This window comes from Kitasatospora sp. NPDC088264 (assembly GCF_040685715.1).
Taxonomy (GTDB): domain Bacteria; phylum Actinomycetota; class Actinomycetes; order Streptomycetales; family Streptomycetaceae; genus Kitasatospora.
In genome coordinates, this window is the sequence record NZ_JBFBIR010000106.1 from 1 (window position 1) to 15,548 (window position 15,548).

Genomic DNA, 15,548 nt, shown 5'->3' on the forward strand with positions numbered 1-15,548 from the left:
GGCTACCGCGACGAGGCCAAGGCCTGGCGCGAGTGGCTGCTGCGCGCCGTCGCCGGCGACCCGGAGAACCTCCAGATCATGTACGGCATCGCCGGCGAGCGCGAGCTCACCGAGTCCTCGCTGGACTGGCTGCCCGGCTACGAGGGCTCACAGCCCGTCCGGGTCGGCAACGGCGCGGCCGGCCAGCTCCAGCTGGACGTCTACGGCGAGGTCGTCGAGGCCCTGCACCTGGCCCACATGACCGGCCTGGTCCGCAACGACCACGCCCACCACCTCCAGCTGCGCCTGATCGAGTACCTGGAGGACCACTGGCAGGAGCCGGACGAGGGCATCTGGGAGGTCCGCGGCCCGCGCCGGCACTTCGTCCACTCCAAGGTGATGGCCTGGGTCGCCGTCGACCGGACGATCAAGCTGCTGGAGCAGACCCCCGAGGACGCCCCCTCCGACGGCCACCTGGAGCGCTGGCGCGAGCTGCGCGAGACCATCCACCGGGACGTCTGCGAGAAGGGCTACGACCCGGAGCGCAACACCTTCACCCAGTACTACGGCGGCAAGGAGCTGGACGCCTCGCTGCTGCTCATCCCCCAGGTCGGCTTCCTGCCGCCGGACGACAAGCGCGTCATCGGCACCATCGAGGCGATCCAGCGCGAGCTGTCCACCGAGGACGGCTTCGTGCTGCGCTACCCGACCCACGACGAGAGCGGCAACAACGTCGACGGCCTCTCCGGCCACGAGGGCGCCTTCCTGGCCTGCTCGTTCTGGCTGGCCGACGACCTCGCCATGATCGGCCGGGTGCAGGAGGCGCGCGAGCTGTTCGACCGGCTGCTCGCGCTGCGCAACGACCTCGGACTGCTCGCCGAGGAGTGGGACCCGCGGCTCAAGCGCCAGGTCGGCAACTTCCCGCAGGCCTTCAGCCACGTCCCGCTGATCGACACCGCACTGCGGCTGACCGCCTGCGGCGGCGCCTACCTGTCCGCCCAGCCGGACGGCCTGGCGGCCGAGCGGGTCGAGCAGGCGACGGTCTAGCAGCCCGGCGGCCGGCGGTCCGGCGGCCTAGGGCCGCTGGACCAGCTCGTCATAGGTGCTGAGCACCTGGGCGACGGTGGCGGCCTCGTCCGGCCAGGTCTCGGCCTGCTGCCGGCCGGCCGCCACCAGCCGCTCGCGGCCCGCCGGGTCGGCCAGCAGCCCGCGCACCGCCCGGCCGATCGCGACCGGGTCGCCGGCCGGCACCAGCACGGCCGCGTCGCCGACCAGCTCGGGGATCCCGCCGACGGCGGTGGCGACCACCGGCACGCCGGCCCGCATCGACTCCTGCACCACCAGCGAGCGGGCCTCCCAGCGACTGGCGACCACCACCACGTCGGCGGCCGCCAGCAGGTCGGGCACGTCGGTGCGGAAGCCGAGCAGCCGCACCGGCAGCTTCTCGGCGGCGACCCGCTCGCGCAGCCCGGCCGCCTCCGGGCCGTCCCCGGCGACCAGCAGCAGCGGCTCCGGGTCCAGCACGGACAGCTCGCGGGTGGCGTCCAGCAGCAGCCCGAAGGCCTTCTGCGGGACGAGCCGGCCGACCGCCAGCACCAGCGGCCGGTCCGGGCCGTCGCCGAGCAGCGCGGCGCGCGCCGCGGCCCGGTCGAGCCGGCCCTCGGGCATCGGCGGGGCGGCCACCGGGCCGAGCCGGGCGTCGGTGGCGCCCAGCTCGCGGGCCCGGGCGACCAGGTCGGAGGAGGCGCCGAGGACGAGGTCGGCGGCGCGCGCGACCCGGCGCTCCATCAGCCGCTGCAGGCGGCGTTCCAGGCCGGTGGCCAGCAGCGCGTGGTGGGAGGTGACCACCAGCGGGGTCTCCGGGCGCAGGCCCGGGAAGCGGCCTGCCGTGCGCAGGGCGAGGTCGGCGAGCAGTCCGGCGCGCAGCCCGTGCGCGTGCACCACGTCGGCGCCGGTGAAGGCCCGGCGCAGCTCACCGATCGCGGTGGCGTCACTGCGGGCGCCGGCGGTGGGGGTGATGTCGACGGTGTGGAACCTGGCGCCGGTGCGGGAGAAGCCGAACAGCGCGTCCGTGCCGGCCGGGGCGCACACCGTGACGATCACGCCGTGCGCGACGAGGCCCTGCGCCAGGGAGCGCACGTGGGCACCGATGCCGCCGGTGCTGGCGGCCAGGACGAGTACCACGTGCAGTTGTCCCGGTTCTGGGGTGGCAGCGGCGGCCCGGGCGGCGGAATGGTCCACGTTCTCTCGCATCCGACTCGATCAGGTTCGCGCGCCGCTTCGCGAGGGTTGCCCGTCGGCGGCGCTCGGGACTGGAAAGCCAATGTCCAGCCGCCACCATGCCAGGTCGGCGGCCCTCTTGGACAGTCGGCGCCACCAGGGGCGCGTCGCCTTCCGTCCGCAAGGGCCACCCGACCCTGTCGGCGGGTCGGGCACCCCGGCCAGGACCTGTCGCAGCAGGTCCGGCCGGGCGCTCGACGCGAAGTGCCCCAGGCCCTGTCCGGCAAGATCGGCCGGACACGCCCTAGCGGTGGCGCGGGGCCCGGGCGGCGGCCAGCAGTTCCTCGGCGTGGGCCCGGCCGAGCTCGGAGTCCTCCAGTCCGGCCAGCATCCTGGAGAGTTCGCGCACCCGCTCCTCGTCGTTCAGCACCTTGACGCCGCTGCGGGTCACGGTGCCGTCGTTGGTCTTCTCCACCACCAGGTGCCGGTCCGCGAAGGCGGCGACCTGCGGCAGGTGGGTGACCACCACGACCTGGGCGGATTCGGCCAGTTTGGCCAGCCGGCGGCCGATCTCGACCGCGGCCTTGCCGCCGACGCCCGCGTCCACCTCGTCGAACAGGTAGGTGGGGACGGGGTCGGCGCCCGCGAAGACCACCTCGACGGCGAGCATCACGCGGGACAGCTCACCTCCCGAGGCGCCCTTGGCGATCGGGCGGGGCTGGGCGCCGGGGTGCGGGGCGAGCAGCACCTCGACCTCGTCCACGCCGTGCGGGCCGTAGGCGACGGTGCGGCCGTCGACCTCGATCCCCGACAGGTCGTCGACCTGGGCGATCGAGAAGGTCACCCGGGCGTGCGGCATCGCCAGTTCGGCGAGTTCGGCGGAGACGGCCTCGGCGAAACGCCCGGCCGCGGCCTGCCGGGCGCCCGACACCTCGGCCGCCAGCTCGGCCAACTCGGCCCGCAGCGCGGTCTCCTGGGCGCCGAGCCGGTCGATCCGGTCGTCGTCGCCGTCGAGTTCGGCGAGCCGGGCGGAGCCGGCCTCGGCCCAGGCGAGCACCTCGGCGAGGGAGTTCTCCGGGCCGCCGTACTTGCGCAGCAGCTGGGCCAGGACGGCCCGGCGGTCCTCGACGACGGCGAGCCGGACGGGGTCGGCGTCCAGGTCGTCCGCGTAGCCGGCCAGGTCGCCGGCCACGTCGGCGAGCAGGTAGCCGACCTCGTTGAGGCGGTCGGCGAGGCCGGCGAGGCGCTCGTCGTGGTGGCGCACAGCGTCCAGCGCGCGGCGGGACTGCGCGAGCAGGGTGCCCGCGTCCAGTGCCTCCGGGTCGGCCGGGTCCCCGGCCAGGGCGGCGTGGGCGAGGGTCGCGGCGGAGGACAGCGCGTCGGCGTGGCCCAGCCGCTCGGCCTCGGCGGCCAGCTCCGTGTCCTCGCCGGCCACCGGCTCGGCGGCGGCGATCTCCTCCAGGCCGAAGCGCAGCAGATCGGCCTCCTGCGCGCGTTCACGGGCCCGGGTGGTCAGCTCCTCCAGGGTGGCCGAGACCTCGCGCAGGCTCCGGTAGGTCTCCCGGTAGCGGGCCAGCGGTTCGGCCACCGCCTCGCCCGCGTACCGGTCCAGCGCGCCGCGCTGGCGGGCCGGGCGCAGCAGCCGCTGCTGGTCGGTCTGGCCGTGCACGGCGATCAGTTCCTCGCCGAGTTCGGTGAGCAGCCCGACCGGGACCGCCCGCCCGCCGACGTACGCCCGGGAGCGGCCCTCGGCGGAGACGGTCCGGCTGATCAGCAGGGCGCCCTCGTCCAGTTCGGCCCCGGCCTCGGCCGCGCGGATCGCCGCCGGGGAACCGGCGGGCAGCTCCAGCCGGCCCTCGACGACGGCGCGTCCGGTCCCGTTGCGCACCAGGCCCGGGTCGGCGCGACCGCCGAGCAGCAGGCCGAGGCTGGTCACGACCATGGTCTTTCCGGCGCCGGTCTCACCGGTCACGGCGGTGAAGCCGGGGGCGAGTTCGACCACCGCGTCGTCGATGACCCCAAGATCCCGTATCCGCATCTCGTCCAACACGGAGACGACCTTACGAGGTTCCACCCCCGGCGCGCGACGAGCGGCAACGCCGCGCGGCAACTCCGTGCCCGGAAGTTCACCCCTTCCGGGGCGTTTGCCCGGGTCCCGGTACCGTGCACCACGGCAGGAAGATCTGCACCAGCGGGCCGATCGCCAGTGCGTACGCGACCGTGCCGACCCCGGCGGTGCCGCCCAGCAGGACACCGGCGACCAGCACCGTCACCTCGATGCCGGTGCGGATCAGCCGCAGCGAACGCCCGGTGCGCCGGTGCAGGCCGGTCATCAGGCCGTCGCGCGGGCCGGGGCCCAGGCGGGCACCGATGTAGAGGCCGGTGGCCAGGCCGTTGAGCAGGATCGCGGCGGCCATCAGCGCGATCCGGGCGGGCAGCCCGTGCGGGCCGTCGACCATCCGCAGCGTGAGGTCCATCGAGGCGCCCAGCACCAGCACGTTGGCGACGGTGCCGACGCCCGGGCGCTGGCGGATCGGGATCCACAGCAGCAGGACCAGGGCGCCGCAGATGGTCACCCAGGTGCCCACCGAGAGGCCGGCGACGCGTTGCAGGCCCTGGTGGAAGACGTCCCACGGGTCGAGGCCGAGGCCGGAGCGCAGCATCAGCGCCATGCTCGCGCCGTACAGGTAGAGGCCGACGGCGAGCTGCGGGATCCGGCGGCCCAGGGCGTGGGTGTCGCCGAGCACCCGGGCGGCGAGCGGGGGCCGGGCGGCCTCCGGGGCGGGTTCGGACGTGGTCGTGGGCGTGGTCGTGGTGGCCATCGGGCGCTCCTGCGGGTGGTGCTGCACCCCGGGCGGCCCCGGCGGTGGCGGACTCGACGGCCGCACTGCCATGATGGTCAGGCCAATAGAGCCCGCTCCAGGGCCAATTTCGAGCAAGTGGACTGATCAGCCTTGGCCGACTGGCACACCACCATCACCCCGCCCGCGCTCGCCCGGCTGCTCGCCGCCGCCCGGCTGCCCGAACCGGCCACCGCCCGCCGCCCCGCCTACCGGACCCTCGCCGGGCAGATCCGGCTGCTGGTCACCGAGGGCCGCCTGCCGGTCGGCGCCCGGCTGCCCGCCGAACGCGAACTCGCCGGCGCCCTGGAGCTGAGCCGCACCACCGTCGCCACCGCCTACGAGACCCTGCGCGCCGACGGCTACCTGCTCAGCCGCCGCGGCGCCGGCAGCTGGACCGCCCTGCCCGAGGGCGCCCCGCCGCCCAGCGACGCGCTGCACCCCGTCCCCCCGGACGAGCAGGGCCGCACCCTGGACCTCGGGGTCGCCGCCCTGCCGGCCCCGCAACCGTTCCTCGGCGAGGCCACCGTCCGGGCCGTCGAGCAGCTGCCCTGCTACGCCGCCGGGCACGGCCACTACCCCACCGGCGTCCCGGTGCTGCGCGAGGCCCTCGCCCGCCGCTACACCCAGCGCGGCCTGCCCACCACCCCCGACCAGATCCTCGTCACCACCGGCGCGATGGGCGGGCTGCACCTGGTCCAGCGGGCGCTGATCGGTCGCGGCGACCGGGTCGCCGTCGAGGCGCCCAGCTACGCCCACACCCTTCAGGCGCTCCGGATCACCGGCGCCCGCCTGGTGCCGGTGCCGTACGGCTACCGCCCCCAGCCCGAGTGGGACCTCGCCGAGTGGCGCGGGGTGCTGCGCGGGGCCGCGCCCAAGGTCGCCTACGTGATCCCCGACTTCCACAATCCGACCGGTGCGCTGATCGGCGAGGAGCAGCGCCGCGAGCTGCTGGCCGCCGCCCGAGCCGCCGGCAGCATCGTCCTGGTCGACGAGACCACCGCCGAACTCGGCTGGGGCGTACCGGAGTCCGTCCCGCTGCCGCGCCCGATGGCGGCGCTGGACCGGTCCACCCAGGTGGTCACCGTCGGCTCGGCCAGCAAGCTGCTCTGGGGCGGCCTGCGGATCGGCTGGGTCCGGGCCGCGCCCGCGCTGGTGCGCCGGCTGGCCGCCGACCGGGTCTACAGCGACGTCGGCACGCCGGTCCTGGAACAGCTGATCGCCGCCGAACTGCTGGGCGAGCCGCTGCCCGCCGTCCGGGCGCACCAGCTGGACCGGCTGCGGGCGACGGCGCACGCCTTCGCCGCCGCACTGCCCGAGCACCTGCCGGGCTGGTCGTTCACGCCGCCGCCCGGCGGCCTCTCGCTCTGGGTGTCCACCGGCGGGCTGTCCGGCGCGGCGCTGGCCCGGGCCGGGGAACGCGCCGGGGTGCGGATCGCCTCGGGCAACCGGTTCGGCTCGGACGGCGCGTTCGAGCACCACATCCGGATCCCGCTCACCGTGCCGGCCCCGGCCGTCCCCGCCGCCGTGCAGCGGCTCGCCGAGACCGCCGCCCGGGCGACGGCGGGCGGCCGGTACGGGCCGCCCGGCGACACCCCGCCGCTGGCGATCTGACCGGCGAACCGACGGGCGGTCAGCAGTGGGTGTTCGCCCGCCCGCGCCAACCCGTCACCGGCAGCGCGAACTTGGCCACCAGCCGGTCGGTGAACGGCGCCCGGTGCAGTCTGGCCAGGCGCACCGGGGTCTGCCCCCGGCGGACCTCCACCCGTGCGCCGGCGGGCAGTTCGACCGTGCGCCGCCCGTCGCACCAGAGCACGCCGTGCGGGGTCTTGGGCTGCACCTCGACGGCCAGCACCGAGTCCGGCGAGGTCACCAGCGGGCGGGCGAACAGCGCGTGCGCGGAGATCGGCACCATCAGCAGCGCCTCCACCTCCGGCCACACCACCGGCCCGCCGCCGGAGAACGCGTACGCGGTGGAACCGGTCGGCGTCGCGCACACCACGCCGTCGCAGCCGAAGTTGGAGACCGGGCGGCCGTCCACCTCGGTCACCACCTCCAGCATCCGCTCCCGGGACGCCTTCTCTATCGACGCCTCGTTCAACGCCCAGTCCTGGTGCACCACATCGCCGTTGGTGCGGACGATGACGTCGATCGTCATCCGCTCCTCGACCTCGTAGTCGGCGTCGACCACCCGCTCGACCACCACGGCCAGATCGTCCCGCTCGGCCTCGGCGAGGAACCCGACCCGGCCCAGGTTGATCCCGAGCATCGGCAACCCGTGCTCGCGGGCCAGCTCCGCCCCGCGCAGCAGCGTCCCGTCCCCGCCGGCGACCAGGATCAGCTCGCAGCCGTCCGCCGCACCCGGCCCCCCGGCCACCTTCTCGACCCCGTCCGGCAGGTCCAGGTCCAGCGCCTCGGAGGCGAGCAGTCTGATCCGGATGCCCGCCTTCAGCAGCCCGTGCACCAAGGCCTCGACGCTGCGCAGCGCCGCCGCCCGGCCGGTGTGCGCGATCAGGAAGACCGTACGTTCTTCATCGCTCATGCCGCTGCCCTCTCCCTCACGCCTGCCGGGTCGCCTTCGGCCCCGGTACGGCCGCGTCACACAGCATGACGGACCGGACGCCCCCACAGCACCCTATCGGGGCCCCTCCGCGACGGCCCGGTCCGCCTCGGCGGGATCCAGCTGCGGGGCGTCCCGGCGCAGCCACAGGAAGTACTCCACGTTCCCGGACGGGCCCGGCAGCGGGCTCGCGGTGACGGCGCGCACGCCCAGCCCGAGCTCCCACGCCTGCCCGGCGACCTGGCGCACCATCTCGGCGCGCAGCTGGGGGCTGCGCACCACCCCGCCGCTGCCCAGGCGCTCCTTGCCGATCTCGAACTGCGGCTTGACCATCAGCACCAGGTCCGCGTCCCCGGCCGCGCAGGCGGCCAGCGCGGGCAGCACCAGGCCCAGCGAGATGAACGACAGGTCGCCGACCACCAGGTCGACCGGGGTGCCGCCGATCAGCCCCAGGGTCAGCTCCCGGACGTTGGTGCGGTCCATCACCGTCACCCGCTCGTCGCTCTGCAGCGACCACGCGAGCTGCCCGTAGCCGACGTCCACCGCCAGCACGCCGGCCGCGCCGGCCCGCAGCAGGACGTCGGTGAAGCCGCCGGTGGAGGCGCCCGCGTCCAGCGCCCGGCGGCCCTCGACCACCAGGCCCTGCGGGACGAAGGCGGCGAACGCCCCGGCCAGCTTGTGCCCGCCGCGCGAGACGTAGTCGGGATCGTTGTCGTCCTCGGCCACCACGACCGCGGCCGAGGTCTCCACCTGGGTGGCCGGCTTGGTCGCGGTGGTGCCTCCGACGGTCACCCGGCCGGCCGCGATCAGCTCGGACGCGTGCTCACGCGACCGGGCCAGCTTGCGGCGGACCAGCTCCGCGTCGAGTCGGCGTCGTGCCACTGCCACTGGTGTTTCAGCTCCTACGGGTCCTGCGGGTCGTTCCAGGGTCATTCCTGGTCGAGCGCGGCCAGCGTGTCGGCCAGCCGCTGGTGAACATCTTCGTACACCTCGACGTGTGCCTCGGCCGGGACCCCGTCCAGGGCCTCCAGCCGGGCCAGCCCGGCGTCCACGACGGGGTGGCCGGTCGGGGTCGGTTCCACGCCGAGCGGTTCGACGGCTTCAGCTGGTCCGGTCATCGGGCTTCTTCGTGCTGGTGGCCTTGCGGACGGTGGTCTTCTTCGTCGCCGTACGCTTCGCGGGCGCCTTGGGCTGCGCGGGCGGCTCGGCGGCGGTCTGCTGCGCGGTGGCGGTCTTCTTGACGGCCGTCTTGCGCACGGTCGTCTTCTTGGCGGCCGTCTTCTTGGCCACCGGCTTCTTGGCCGCCGCCTTCTTCGCCGGGGACTTCTTCACCCCGGCCCGGCCCGCCGCCGGGGCCTTCTCCGCCGAGGTCTGCTCCGCCGGGGCCGGCTCCGCTGCCGTGGGCTCCTTCGCCGGGGTCCGCTTCGCGGCGGCCTTCCCCGGTAGCGACGGCCGTACCGGCGGGACGGGCGGGTCGACCTCGACCGGCTCGTCCACCTCCACCCGTTCGGCCACTACCGGCTCCCCCGCCGCCGGGGCCGCCGGCTGCTCGTCCGCCCGTTCCCAGCCGCGCCCGAACAGGTCGTCCGCCCGGGGCGCCGGCGCCGGCTCCGCCGCCTCGTCGAACCCGGCCGACCGCACCGCGGGCTCGGCCTCCTCCTCGACCTCGCGCAGCTTGCTCTCCAGATAGGCGAGCACCACGCCGACCTTCATCACCTGGTCGCCGACCTTCTCGAAGGCCTTCTCCACCTCGCCGCGCGCCACCCCGACGGCCAGGTCCACCCCGGCCCGCCCGGCGGTGACCGCCTCCTCCGCCAGCGTCTGCAGCGTCTTCGCCGACGGCGGGAACTGCCCGCCGAGCCGGCGCTCGACCTCGGTGACGTCGACCCCGGTCCGCTCCAGGATCACGGCCGCCGTCCCGACGACCCGCTTGCCGACCTCCTCCGCCAGCCCGGCGGCGACCTCCACCACTCCCCGCACCGTCCTCGGCAGCATCCGGGTGCCTCCTTAGCGCCTGCGCGCATCGCTCCGTCGCCGTCGGTGCCCGGGCCGATCCGGGCACCCCACGGACGACGCTACCGCCAAAACCCGCCTGCGGTACCGTGGCCCGGCAGGGACCATCGCCGTCACCTGCCGCAACCACCGGGGAACCCAGGGAGGGGAACCACCGCCATGGCCAACGCCGAGGAGTGCCGCGAGGCGCTGGAACAGCTCAGCCGGAACATGGCGAAGTCCACCGGTGACGTCCGCAGGGCGGCCGCTCTCGACCGCTCGCTCAGCTGCCGGATCACCGACCTCGACCTGACCTTCACCGGCCAACTGCGCGACGGCCGGATCCACGACCTCGCCTCGGCCCCCGGCGCCCCGGCCGAGAAGGCGGCGATCCGGCTCACCATGAGCAGCGACGACCTGGTCGCCGTGGTCTTCGGCGGGCTCAACTTCGCGTCCGCCTGGGCGGGCGGCCGGATCCGGCTGGAGGCGAGCTTCCGCGATCTGCTGCGGCTGCGCACCCTGCTCTGAACCCGGCCGCCGTGCTCCTTCCCTCTTGGACCCGAGCGCTCCGGACCCAAGTGCTCTGGACCCAAGTGCTCCGGGCCCGACCGCCCTCGCGTTGAGCGCCGCGCGGCGGCTCAGAACCCCAGCTCGGCCAGGGCCTTGCGCCCGTCGGCCGGTGCGCCGTCCGCGTCCAGCGCCGTCCACGCCGCCGCGCACAGCGCCCGCAGACCGTCCCAGCGGTCCCCGCCGCCGTCCAGCCGCAGCACGCCGCCGGCGGCCGACGCGACCCAGCCGCCGCAACCGAAGCCGTCCGCCCCGGTCGTGACCGCCGGGTGCGGCTCCAGCAGCCCGCGCAGGTCCGCCGACAGGTAGGTCGGCCGGTGCTCGGCCGGGGCCGCCAGCAGCTGCGCCGGGGTGGTCACCCCGGTGAAGACCAGCAGGCTGTCCACCCCGCCGTTGAACGCGCCCTCGATGTCGGTGTCCAGCCGGTCGCCGACCACCAGTGGCCGCCGCGCACCGGTCCGCAGCACGGTCTCCCGGTGCATCGGCGGCTGCGGCTTGCCCGCCACCACCGGGTCCACCCCGGCGGCCGCCCGCACCGCCGCCACCAGCGTCCCGTTGCCGGGCGCGATGCCGCGCGCGGTCGGGATGGTCAGGTCGGTGTTGGAGGCCACCCACGGCAGCCCCTGCTGCACCGCGTACGCGGCCTCCGCCAGCTGCGCCCAGCCGACCGACGGGTCGTAGCCCTGGACCACCGCGAGCGGCTCCTCGGCCAGCGAGCGGACGGCGACCAGCCCGCGCTCGGCCAGAGCCTCCTCCAGCCCCGGGCCACCCACGACCAGCACCTTCGCCCCGGCCGGCACCTTCTCGGCGACCACCCGGGCGGCCGCCTGCGCCGAGTTGATCACGTCGGCCGGCTCGGCCGGCACGCCCAGCCCGGTCAGGTGCTCGGCCACCACCCGCGGCGGGCGGGAGGCGTTGTTGGTCACGTACGCGAGCCGCATCCCGGCCGTCCGGGCGGCGGCCAGCGCGTCCACGGCGTGCTCGATCGCGTGCGGGCCCGCGTAGACCACGCCGTCCAGGTCCAGCAGCGCCGTGTCGTACGCCTCGGTCAGCGGCTGCTCGCTGCCGCCGGGGGCGGTCCGTCGCACGGTGGTGGCCGTCTCGGTCATGGCTGCGCTACCTCATTCACTGCGTCGTTCGCTTCCTCGGGTGCCCCCGAGCGGGTGGCCCTTGAGCCGGTGGGCCCTTGAGCAGGTGGGCCCCGAGCCGGTCAGACCTCGTCGTCCGCACCGGCGTCGCCCGTCGGCGCCCCGTCCGGGCCCGGCGGGGGCGCCAGGTACCCGGGTGCCCCGGGCAGCAGCGGGCCGAACGCCCCGGCGCGGGCCGCCAGGGTCGCCCTGGTCTGCCGCAGCGCCGCCTGGTAGTGCTCGGTGCCCGGCCGCATGGCCACGGCCAGCGCCAGGTGCTCGGCGGACGTCTCGAAGTCGCCCAGCCGGGCCGCCGCGACGCCCCACCCGAACTGAGCGTAGTCGTCCGACGGATCGGCCAGCGCGACGGCCCGGAAGTTCTCCAGCGCCGCCGCGTACGAACCGGTGTCGAACTGGGCTCGCGCCAGCGTCTCCCGGATGCTGCGCGACTGCGGCTCGGCCGCCGCCGCCCGGACCAGCAGCTGCTCGGCGGCCGCCGGGTTGCCCTGGGCCAGCAGCCTGCCGCCGCGCCGGAACCAGTCGTACACGTCCCCGGTCGGCTCGCCGGAACGCCCCTGCGCCGGCACGCCGCCGTGCGCCGGAGCGCCCCCGCCGCCGACGCCGGCCGGCCCGCCCTGCTCGGCCGGGCCGCTGCCGTCCAGCCGTTCCTGCCCGTCGTCCATGCGGTACCTCGCCCTCGGTCGCACACCCGTCCCACAGGTCAGCACGGGTATTCCGATCTCTCAACAACGCGTACCCGGTTACGATGCCCAGAATGAGCACACCCAGTGCAGAAGACGGAGTCGAGACTCCCGAGGGCGGCCCCGGCAATCCCGGGCACGTCGCCACCGCAGGCCTGTCCCTGTCACCCTTCCGAGGCCTGCGCTACGTCCCCGATCGGGTCGGCGCCCTGGCCGCGGTCATGTCACCGCCGTACGACGTCGTCGACCCCGGCCGCCGGCTCGACCTGGAGACCGCCGACCCGCACAACGTGGTCCGGCTGATCCTGCCCAGGCCCGAGCCCGAGGACGCCGGCGATCGGCCCGACCGCGACACCAAGTACCGGCACGCCGCCCGGCTCCTGGCCGCCTGGCAGCGCGAGGGGATCCTCGCCGCCGACGCGGCGCCCGCGCTCTACGTCTACGAGCAGCGCGTGCCCGCCACCGGCGACTCCCCCGAACTGCTCCAGCGCGGGCTGATCGGGGCCCTCGCGGTGAGCGGTCACGAGGCCGGCGTGGTCCTCCCCCACGAGGACGTGATGCCGCGGCCGGTCGCCGACCGGGTCGGCCTGATGCGCACCACCCGGGCCAACCTCGAACCGCTGCTGCTCACCTACCGCGGCGGCGGCGGCGCCTCCGGCGTCATCGAACGGACCGTCCAGGGCGAGCCGCTGCTCTCCACGGCCACCAGCGACGGCACCCACCACCGCCTCTGGGCCGTCGCCGACCCCGCCGAGATCGCCGAGATCAGCCGCGACCTCGCCACCTGCCGAGCCCTGATCGCCGACGGCCACCACCGCTGGGAGATGTATCTCCGCCTCCAGCGCGAGCACCGCCACCTGCCGCGCAGCCCGTGGGACCGCGGCCTGGTGCTCCTGGTGGACACCGCCCGCTACCCGCTGCGAGTCCGGGCCATCCACCGGGTGCTGTACCGGCTGCCCGTGGCCGAGGCACTGGAGAGGCTCGGCGACCAGTGGAAGGTCAAGGAGGTCCCCGGCCCGCTGACCGCCGCCCTCCAGGCGCTCGCCGAACAGAAACGGCACGGCGGCAACGGCTTCATACTGACCGGCGGGGACGGCGTGTACTGGCTGCTCGGCGAGCCCGAGGAGGCACTGCTCGACGCCACCGTGCCGCACGACCGGCCCGAGGAGTGGCGCCACCTGGACGCCACGGTCCTGCACGCCACCCTGCTCGACCGCACCTGGCACGTCCCCGACGGCCCGGACGACATCGGCTACCTGCACACCGCCGCAGCCGCCGAGCAGGAGGCCGCGCGCACTGGCGGCACCGCCGTCCTGCTGCACCCGGTCCGGGAGAGCGTGGTCCGCAGGCTCGCCGAACAGGGCGTCACCATGCCGCGCAAGTCCACCTCCTTCGGGCCGAAGCCGGCCACCGGACTGGTGCTGCGCAACCTCGAACTGGGCTAGGTTCCCCGCCGAAACGCGAAGAGGCCCTGCCTGCTTCCCCTGGAATTCCAGGGGAAGCAGGCAGGGCCTCACTCGTCGGTCGGAGCCGCTCAGCTGCGGGCGTCGCCCTTGGCCTCGGCGTCAGCCTTCGCCTCGTCCTTGGCCTCGTCCTTGGCCTCGGTGGCGCGCGCGGGCACCACGCCGTCGAACTCCTCGTCGATCTCGAGGTCGTCCTCGTCGTAGTACTCCTCGACGTCCTCCTCGTCCTCGAAGATGACGCGGTCGTCGGAGGCCTCGCCGCCGCGCTTCTTCGCCGGGGCGTCGGCCTGCTCGGACTCCTCCTCGGCCATCTCCGGGTCGAGCGCGTCCACGAACTCCACGCCGTCGATCTCGGCCAGGCGCTCCGCCGCGTTGGTCGTGCCGTCGGTGTCGGCCTCGGCCGCCTTCGCGAACCAGTCACGGGCCTCGTCGCCACGGCCGGCCGCGATCAGCGCCTCGCCGTAGGCGTACCGAAGACGCGCGGTCCACGGGTGCACGGCGCTGGAGGCCAGCTCCGGGCTCTGCAGGGTCACCACGGCCGCGTCGAACTGCTCCATGTCGGAGCGGGCGCCGGCGGACACCAGGCGCATCTCGACCTGGCCGGCCTTGTCCAGCTGCTTCACCTCGGGCTCACCGGCCATCGCCAGTGCCCGCTCCGGACGGCCCAGACCGCGCTCGCAGTCGGCCATCACGGGCCACAGGTCCGCGCGGCCGGTCATCCGACGGGCGGCACGGAACTCGGTCAGCGCCTCGGAGTACCGCTGCGTCATGTACGAGGCGAAACCGGCCGCCTCACGGACGGCGGCCACGCGGGAGGCCAGACGGAGCGCGACGCGGGAGAACTGGTAGGCCTCCTCCGGCTCGGTGTCGAGCAGGCGGGCCACCATCACCAGGTTGCGGGCGACATCGTCCGCGAGCGTCTTGGGAAGGCTCTTGAGCTCCTGGCGCACGTCCCCGTCCAGCTCGAAGCCGGTGACGTCCTCCGGGATCGGCAGGCGCTTGACGGGCTCGTAGTTGCCACGACGGTCGTCGTAGCCGCCCCGGTCGTCACGGCGGTCGTCGCGGTTGCCGCGGTAGCCGCCGCGGTCGTCCCGACGGTCGCCGCGGTCGCGGTTGAAACCGCCACCGGACGGGCGGTCGTCACGACGGAAGCCGCCACGGTCGCCACCACGGTCATCGCGGTTGAAACCACCCGACGGGCGGTCCCCACGGTCACGGTTGAAGCCACCGCCGGAGGGGCGGTCGTCACGACGGAAGCCACCGCGGTCGTCGCGGTCACGGTTGAAGCCACCACCGGACGGACGGTCGTCACGACGCGGACGGTCGTCACGGTCACGGTTGAAACCGCCCGGACGGTCATCGCGACGGAAACCGCCACCACCGGACGGGCGGTCCCCACGGTCACGGTTGAAGCCGCCACCGGAGGGGCGGTCGTCACGACGGAAGCCGCCACGGTCGCCACCACGGTCATCGCGGTTGAAACCACCCGACGGGCGATCGCCACGGTCACGGTTGAAACCACCGCCCGAGGGGCGGTCGTCACGACGGAAGCCACCGCGGTCGTCGCGGTCACGGTTGAAGCCGCCACCGGACGGACGGTCGTCACGACGCGGACGGTCGTCACGGTTGAAGCCGCCACCGGAGGGGCGGTCGTCGCGACGGAAGCCACCACGGTCGCCACCACGGTCATCGCGGTTGAAACCACCCGACGGGCGATCGCCACGGTCACGGTTGAAACCACCGCCCGAGGGGCGGTCGTCACGACGGAAGCCGCCACGGTCGCCACCACGGTCATCGCGGTTGAAACCACCCGACGGGCGGTCCCCACGGTCACGGTTGAAACCACCGCCCGAGGGGCGGTCGTCACGACGGAAGCCACCGCGGTCGTCGCGGTCACGGTTGAAGCCGCCACCGGACGGACGGTCGTCACGGTCACGGTTGAAACCGCCCGGACGGTCATCGCGACGGAAACCGCCACCACCGGACGGGCGGTCGCCGCGGTCGCGGTTGAAGCCGCCACCGGACGGACGGTCGTCACGGTCACGGTTGAAACCGCCCGGACGGTCATCGCGACGGAAACCGCCACCACCGGACGGGCG

At 75.0% G+C, this 15,548-nt stretch carries 14 protein-coding genes and 1 pseudogene; 4 read left to right on the forward strand and 11 right to left on the reverse strand.

Going from position 1 to position 15,548, the window contains the following annotated elements:
* The coding region (locus AB0O82_RS37515) for a glycoside hydrolase family 15 protein (RefSeq protein ID WP_363589359.1) at positions 1-1,026 on the forward strand (1,026 nt) is incomplete at its 5' end.
* 27 nt (positions 1,027-1,053) lie between these two features.
* Here the strand turns inward: AB0O82_RS37515 and AB0O82_RS37520 are convergent.
* From AB0O82_RS37520 to AB0O82_RS37530, 3 genes are all read right to left on the reverse strand, one after another.
* Positions 1,054-2,232, reverse strand: coding sequence for a glycosyltransferase family 4 protein (locus tag AB0O82_RS37520; RefSeq protein ID WP_363589361.1), 1,179 nt, complete (start codon positions 2,230-2,232; stop codon positions 1,054-1,056).
* A 271-nt stretch (positions 2,233-2,503) separates the two neighbouring features.
* Positions 2,504-4,237, reverse strand: coding sequence for a DNA repair protein RecN (gene recN, locus AB0O82_RS37525; protein WP_363589379.1), 1,734 nt, complete (start codon positions 4,235-4,237; stop codon positions 2,504-2,506).
* A gap of 88 nt (positions 4,238-4,325) precedes the next feature.
* Positions 4,326-4,871: a hypothetical protein gene (locus AB0O82_RS37530; RefSeq protein ID WP_363589381.1), complete on the reverse strand. Its 546-nt coding sequence runs from the start codon at positions 4,869-4,871 to the stop codon at positions 4,326-4,328.
* Between the two features lie 282 nt (positions 4,872-5,153).
* Here AB0O82_RS37530 and AB0O82_RS37535 point away from each other — a divergent pair, with 282 nt between their 5' ends.
* The gene (locus AB0O82_RS37535) at positions 5,154-6,653 is read left to right on the forward strand and encodes a PLP-dependent aminotransferase family protein (RefSeq protein ID WP_363589363.1); all 1,500 of its coding nucleotides are present in this window, start codon (positions 5,154-5,156) and stop codon (positions 6,651-6,653) included.
* Between the two features lie 19 nt (positions 6,654-6,672).
* Here AB0O82_RS37535 and AB0O82_RS37540 read toward each other — a convergent pair whose 3' ends face one another.
* From AB0O82_RS37540 to AB0O82_RS37555, 4 genes are all read right to left on the reverse strand, one after another.
* Positions 6,673-7,581, reverse strand: coding sequence for an NAD kinase (locus tag AB0O82_RS37540; protein WP_063349647.1), 909 nt, complete (start codon positions 7,579-7,581; stop codon positions 6,673-6,675).
* 93 nt (positions 7,582-7,674) lie between these two features.
* A complete protein-coding gene (locus tag AB0O82_RS37545; RefSeq protein ID WP_363589365.1) occupies positions 7,675-8,532 on the reverse strand; it encodes a TlyA family RNA methyltransferase in 858 nt (285 codons plus the stop codon).
* Positions 8,529-8,717, reverse strand: a complete 189-nt coding sequence (locus AB0O82_RS37550; RefSeq protein ID WP_363589367.1) for a hypothetical protein — start codon at positions 8,715-8,717, stop codon at positions 8,529-8,531. Before AB0O82_RS37550 ends, AB0O82_RS37545 begins: the two co-directional genes overlap by 4 nt.
* On the reverse strand, positions 8,701-9,594 hold the full coding sequence (locus tag AB0O82_RS37555; protein WP_363589369.1) for a histone H1-like repetitive region-containing protein: 894 nt from the start codon (positions 9,592-9,594) through the stop codon (positions 8,701-8,703). The genes AB0O82_RS37550 and AB0O82_RS37555 overlap by 17 nt, the downstream gene beginning before the upstream one ends.
* Before the next feature lie 177 nt (positions 9,595-9,771).
* Here AB0O82_RS37555 and AB0O82_RS37560 point away from each other — a divergent pair, with 177 nt between their 5' ends.
* Positions 9,772-10,119 carry an SCP2 sterol-binding domain-containing protein gene (locus AB0O82_RS37560; RefSeq protein WP_363589371.1) on the forward strand — a complete coding sequence of 116 codons (348 nt, stop codon included), beginning with the start codon at positions 9,772-9,774 and terminating at the stop codon, positions 10,117-10,119.
* A gap of 110 nt (positions 10,120-10,229) precedes the next feature.
* On the opposite strand, the gene AB0O82_RS37565 is transcribed toward AB0O82_RS37560, so the two are convergent.
* Both AB0O82_RS37565 and AB0O82_RS37570 read right to left on the reverse strand, forming a co-directional pair.
* Positions 10,230-11,267: an HAD-IIA family hydrolase gene (locus AB0O82_RS37565; RefSeq protein ID WP_363589373.1), complete on the reverse strand. Its 1,038-nt coding sequence runs from the start codon at positions 11,265-11,267 to the stop codon at positions 10,230-10,232.
* A gap of 101 nt (positions 11,268-11,368) precedes the next feature.
* On the reverse strand, positions 11,369-11,968 hold the full coding sequence (locus AB0O82_RS37570) for a tetratricopeptide repeat protein (RefSeq protein WP_363589375.1): 600 nt from the start codon (positions 11,966-11,968) through the stop codon (positions 11,369-11,371).
* A gap of 92 nt (positions 11,969-12,060) precedes the next feature.
* Here AB0O82_RS37570 and AB0O82_RS37575 point away from each other — a divergent pair, with 92 nt between their 5' ends.
* Positions 12,061-13,431, forward strand: a complete 1,371-nt coding sequence (locus AB0O82_RS37575) for a DUF1015 domain-containing protein (protein WP_363589377.1) — start codon at positions 12,061-12,063, stop codon at positions 13,429-13,431.
* A gap of 89 nt (positions 13,432-13,520) precedes the next feature.
* Here AB0O82_RS37575 and AB0O82_RS37580 read toward each other — a convergent pair whose 3' ends face one another.
* Positions 13,521-14,399, reverse strand: coding sequence for a hypothetical protein (locus AB0O82_RS37580; protein WP_363589383.1), 879 nt, complete (start codon positions 14,397-14,399; stop codon positions 13,521-13,523).
* A 120-nt stretch (positions 14,400-14,519) separates the two neighbouring features.
* A pseudogene (locus tag AB0O82_RS37585) lies at positions 14,520-15,548 on the reverse strand (hypothetical protein); the annotation flags it as partial.

Excerpts from the sequence above, each read along its gene's own strand:
- AB0O82_RS37520 (WP_363589361.1), bottom strand. The coding sequence starts at position 2,232 with ATGCGAGAGAACGTGGACCATTCCGCCGCCCGGGCCGCCGCTGCCACC.
- recN (WP_363589379.1), bottom strand. The coding sequence starts at position 4,237 with ATGCGGATACGGGATCTTGGGGTCATCGACGACGCGGTGGTCGAACTC.
- AB0O82_RS37530 (WP_363589381.1), bottom strand. The coding sequence starts at position 4,871 with ATGGCGCTGATGCTGCGCTCCGGCCTCGGCCTCGACCCGTGGGACGTC.
- AB0O82_RS37540 (WP_063349647.1), bottom strand. The coding sequence starts at position 7,581 with ATGAGCGATGAAGAACGTACGGTCTTCCTGATCGCGCACACCGGCCGG.
- AB0O82_RS37545 (WP_363589365.1), bottom strand. The coding sequence starts at position 8,532 with ATGACCCTGGAACGACCCGCAGGACCCGTAGGAGCTGAAACACCAGTG.
- AB0O82_RS37550 (WP_363589367.1), bottom strand. The coding sequence starts at position 8,717 with ATGACCGGACCAGCTGAAGCCGTCGAACCGCTCGGCGTGGAACCGACC.
- AB0O82_RS37555 (WP_363589369.1), bottom strand. The coding sequence starts at position 9,594 with ATGCTGCCGAGGACGGTGCGGGGAGTGGTGGAGGTCGCCGCCGGGCTG.
- AB0O82_RS37560 (WP_363589371.1), top strand. The coding sequence starts at position 9,772 with ATGGCCAACGCCGAGGAGTGCCGCGAGGCGCTGGAACAGCTCAGCCGG.
- AB0O82_RS37565 (WP_363589373.1), bottom strand. The coding sequence starts at position 11,267 with ATGACCGAGACGGCCACCACCGTGCGACGGACCGCCCCCGGCGGCAGC.
- AB0O82_RS37570 (WP_363589375.1), bottom strand. The coding sequence starts at position 11,968 with ATGGACGACGGGCAGGAACGGCTGGACGGCAGCGGCCCGGCCGAGCAG.
- AB0O82_RS37575 (WP_363589377.1), top strand. The coding sequence starts at position 12,061 with ATGAGCACACCCAGTGCAGAAGACGGAGTCGAGACTCCCGAGGGCGGC.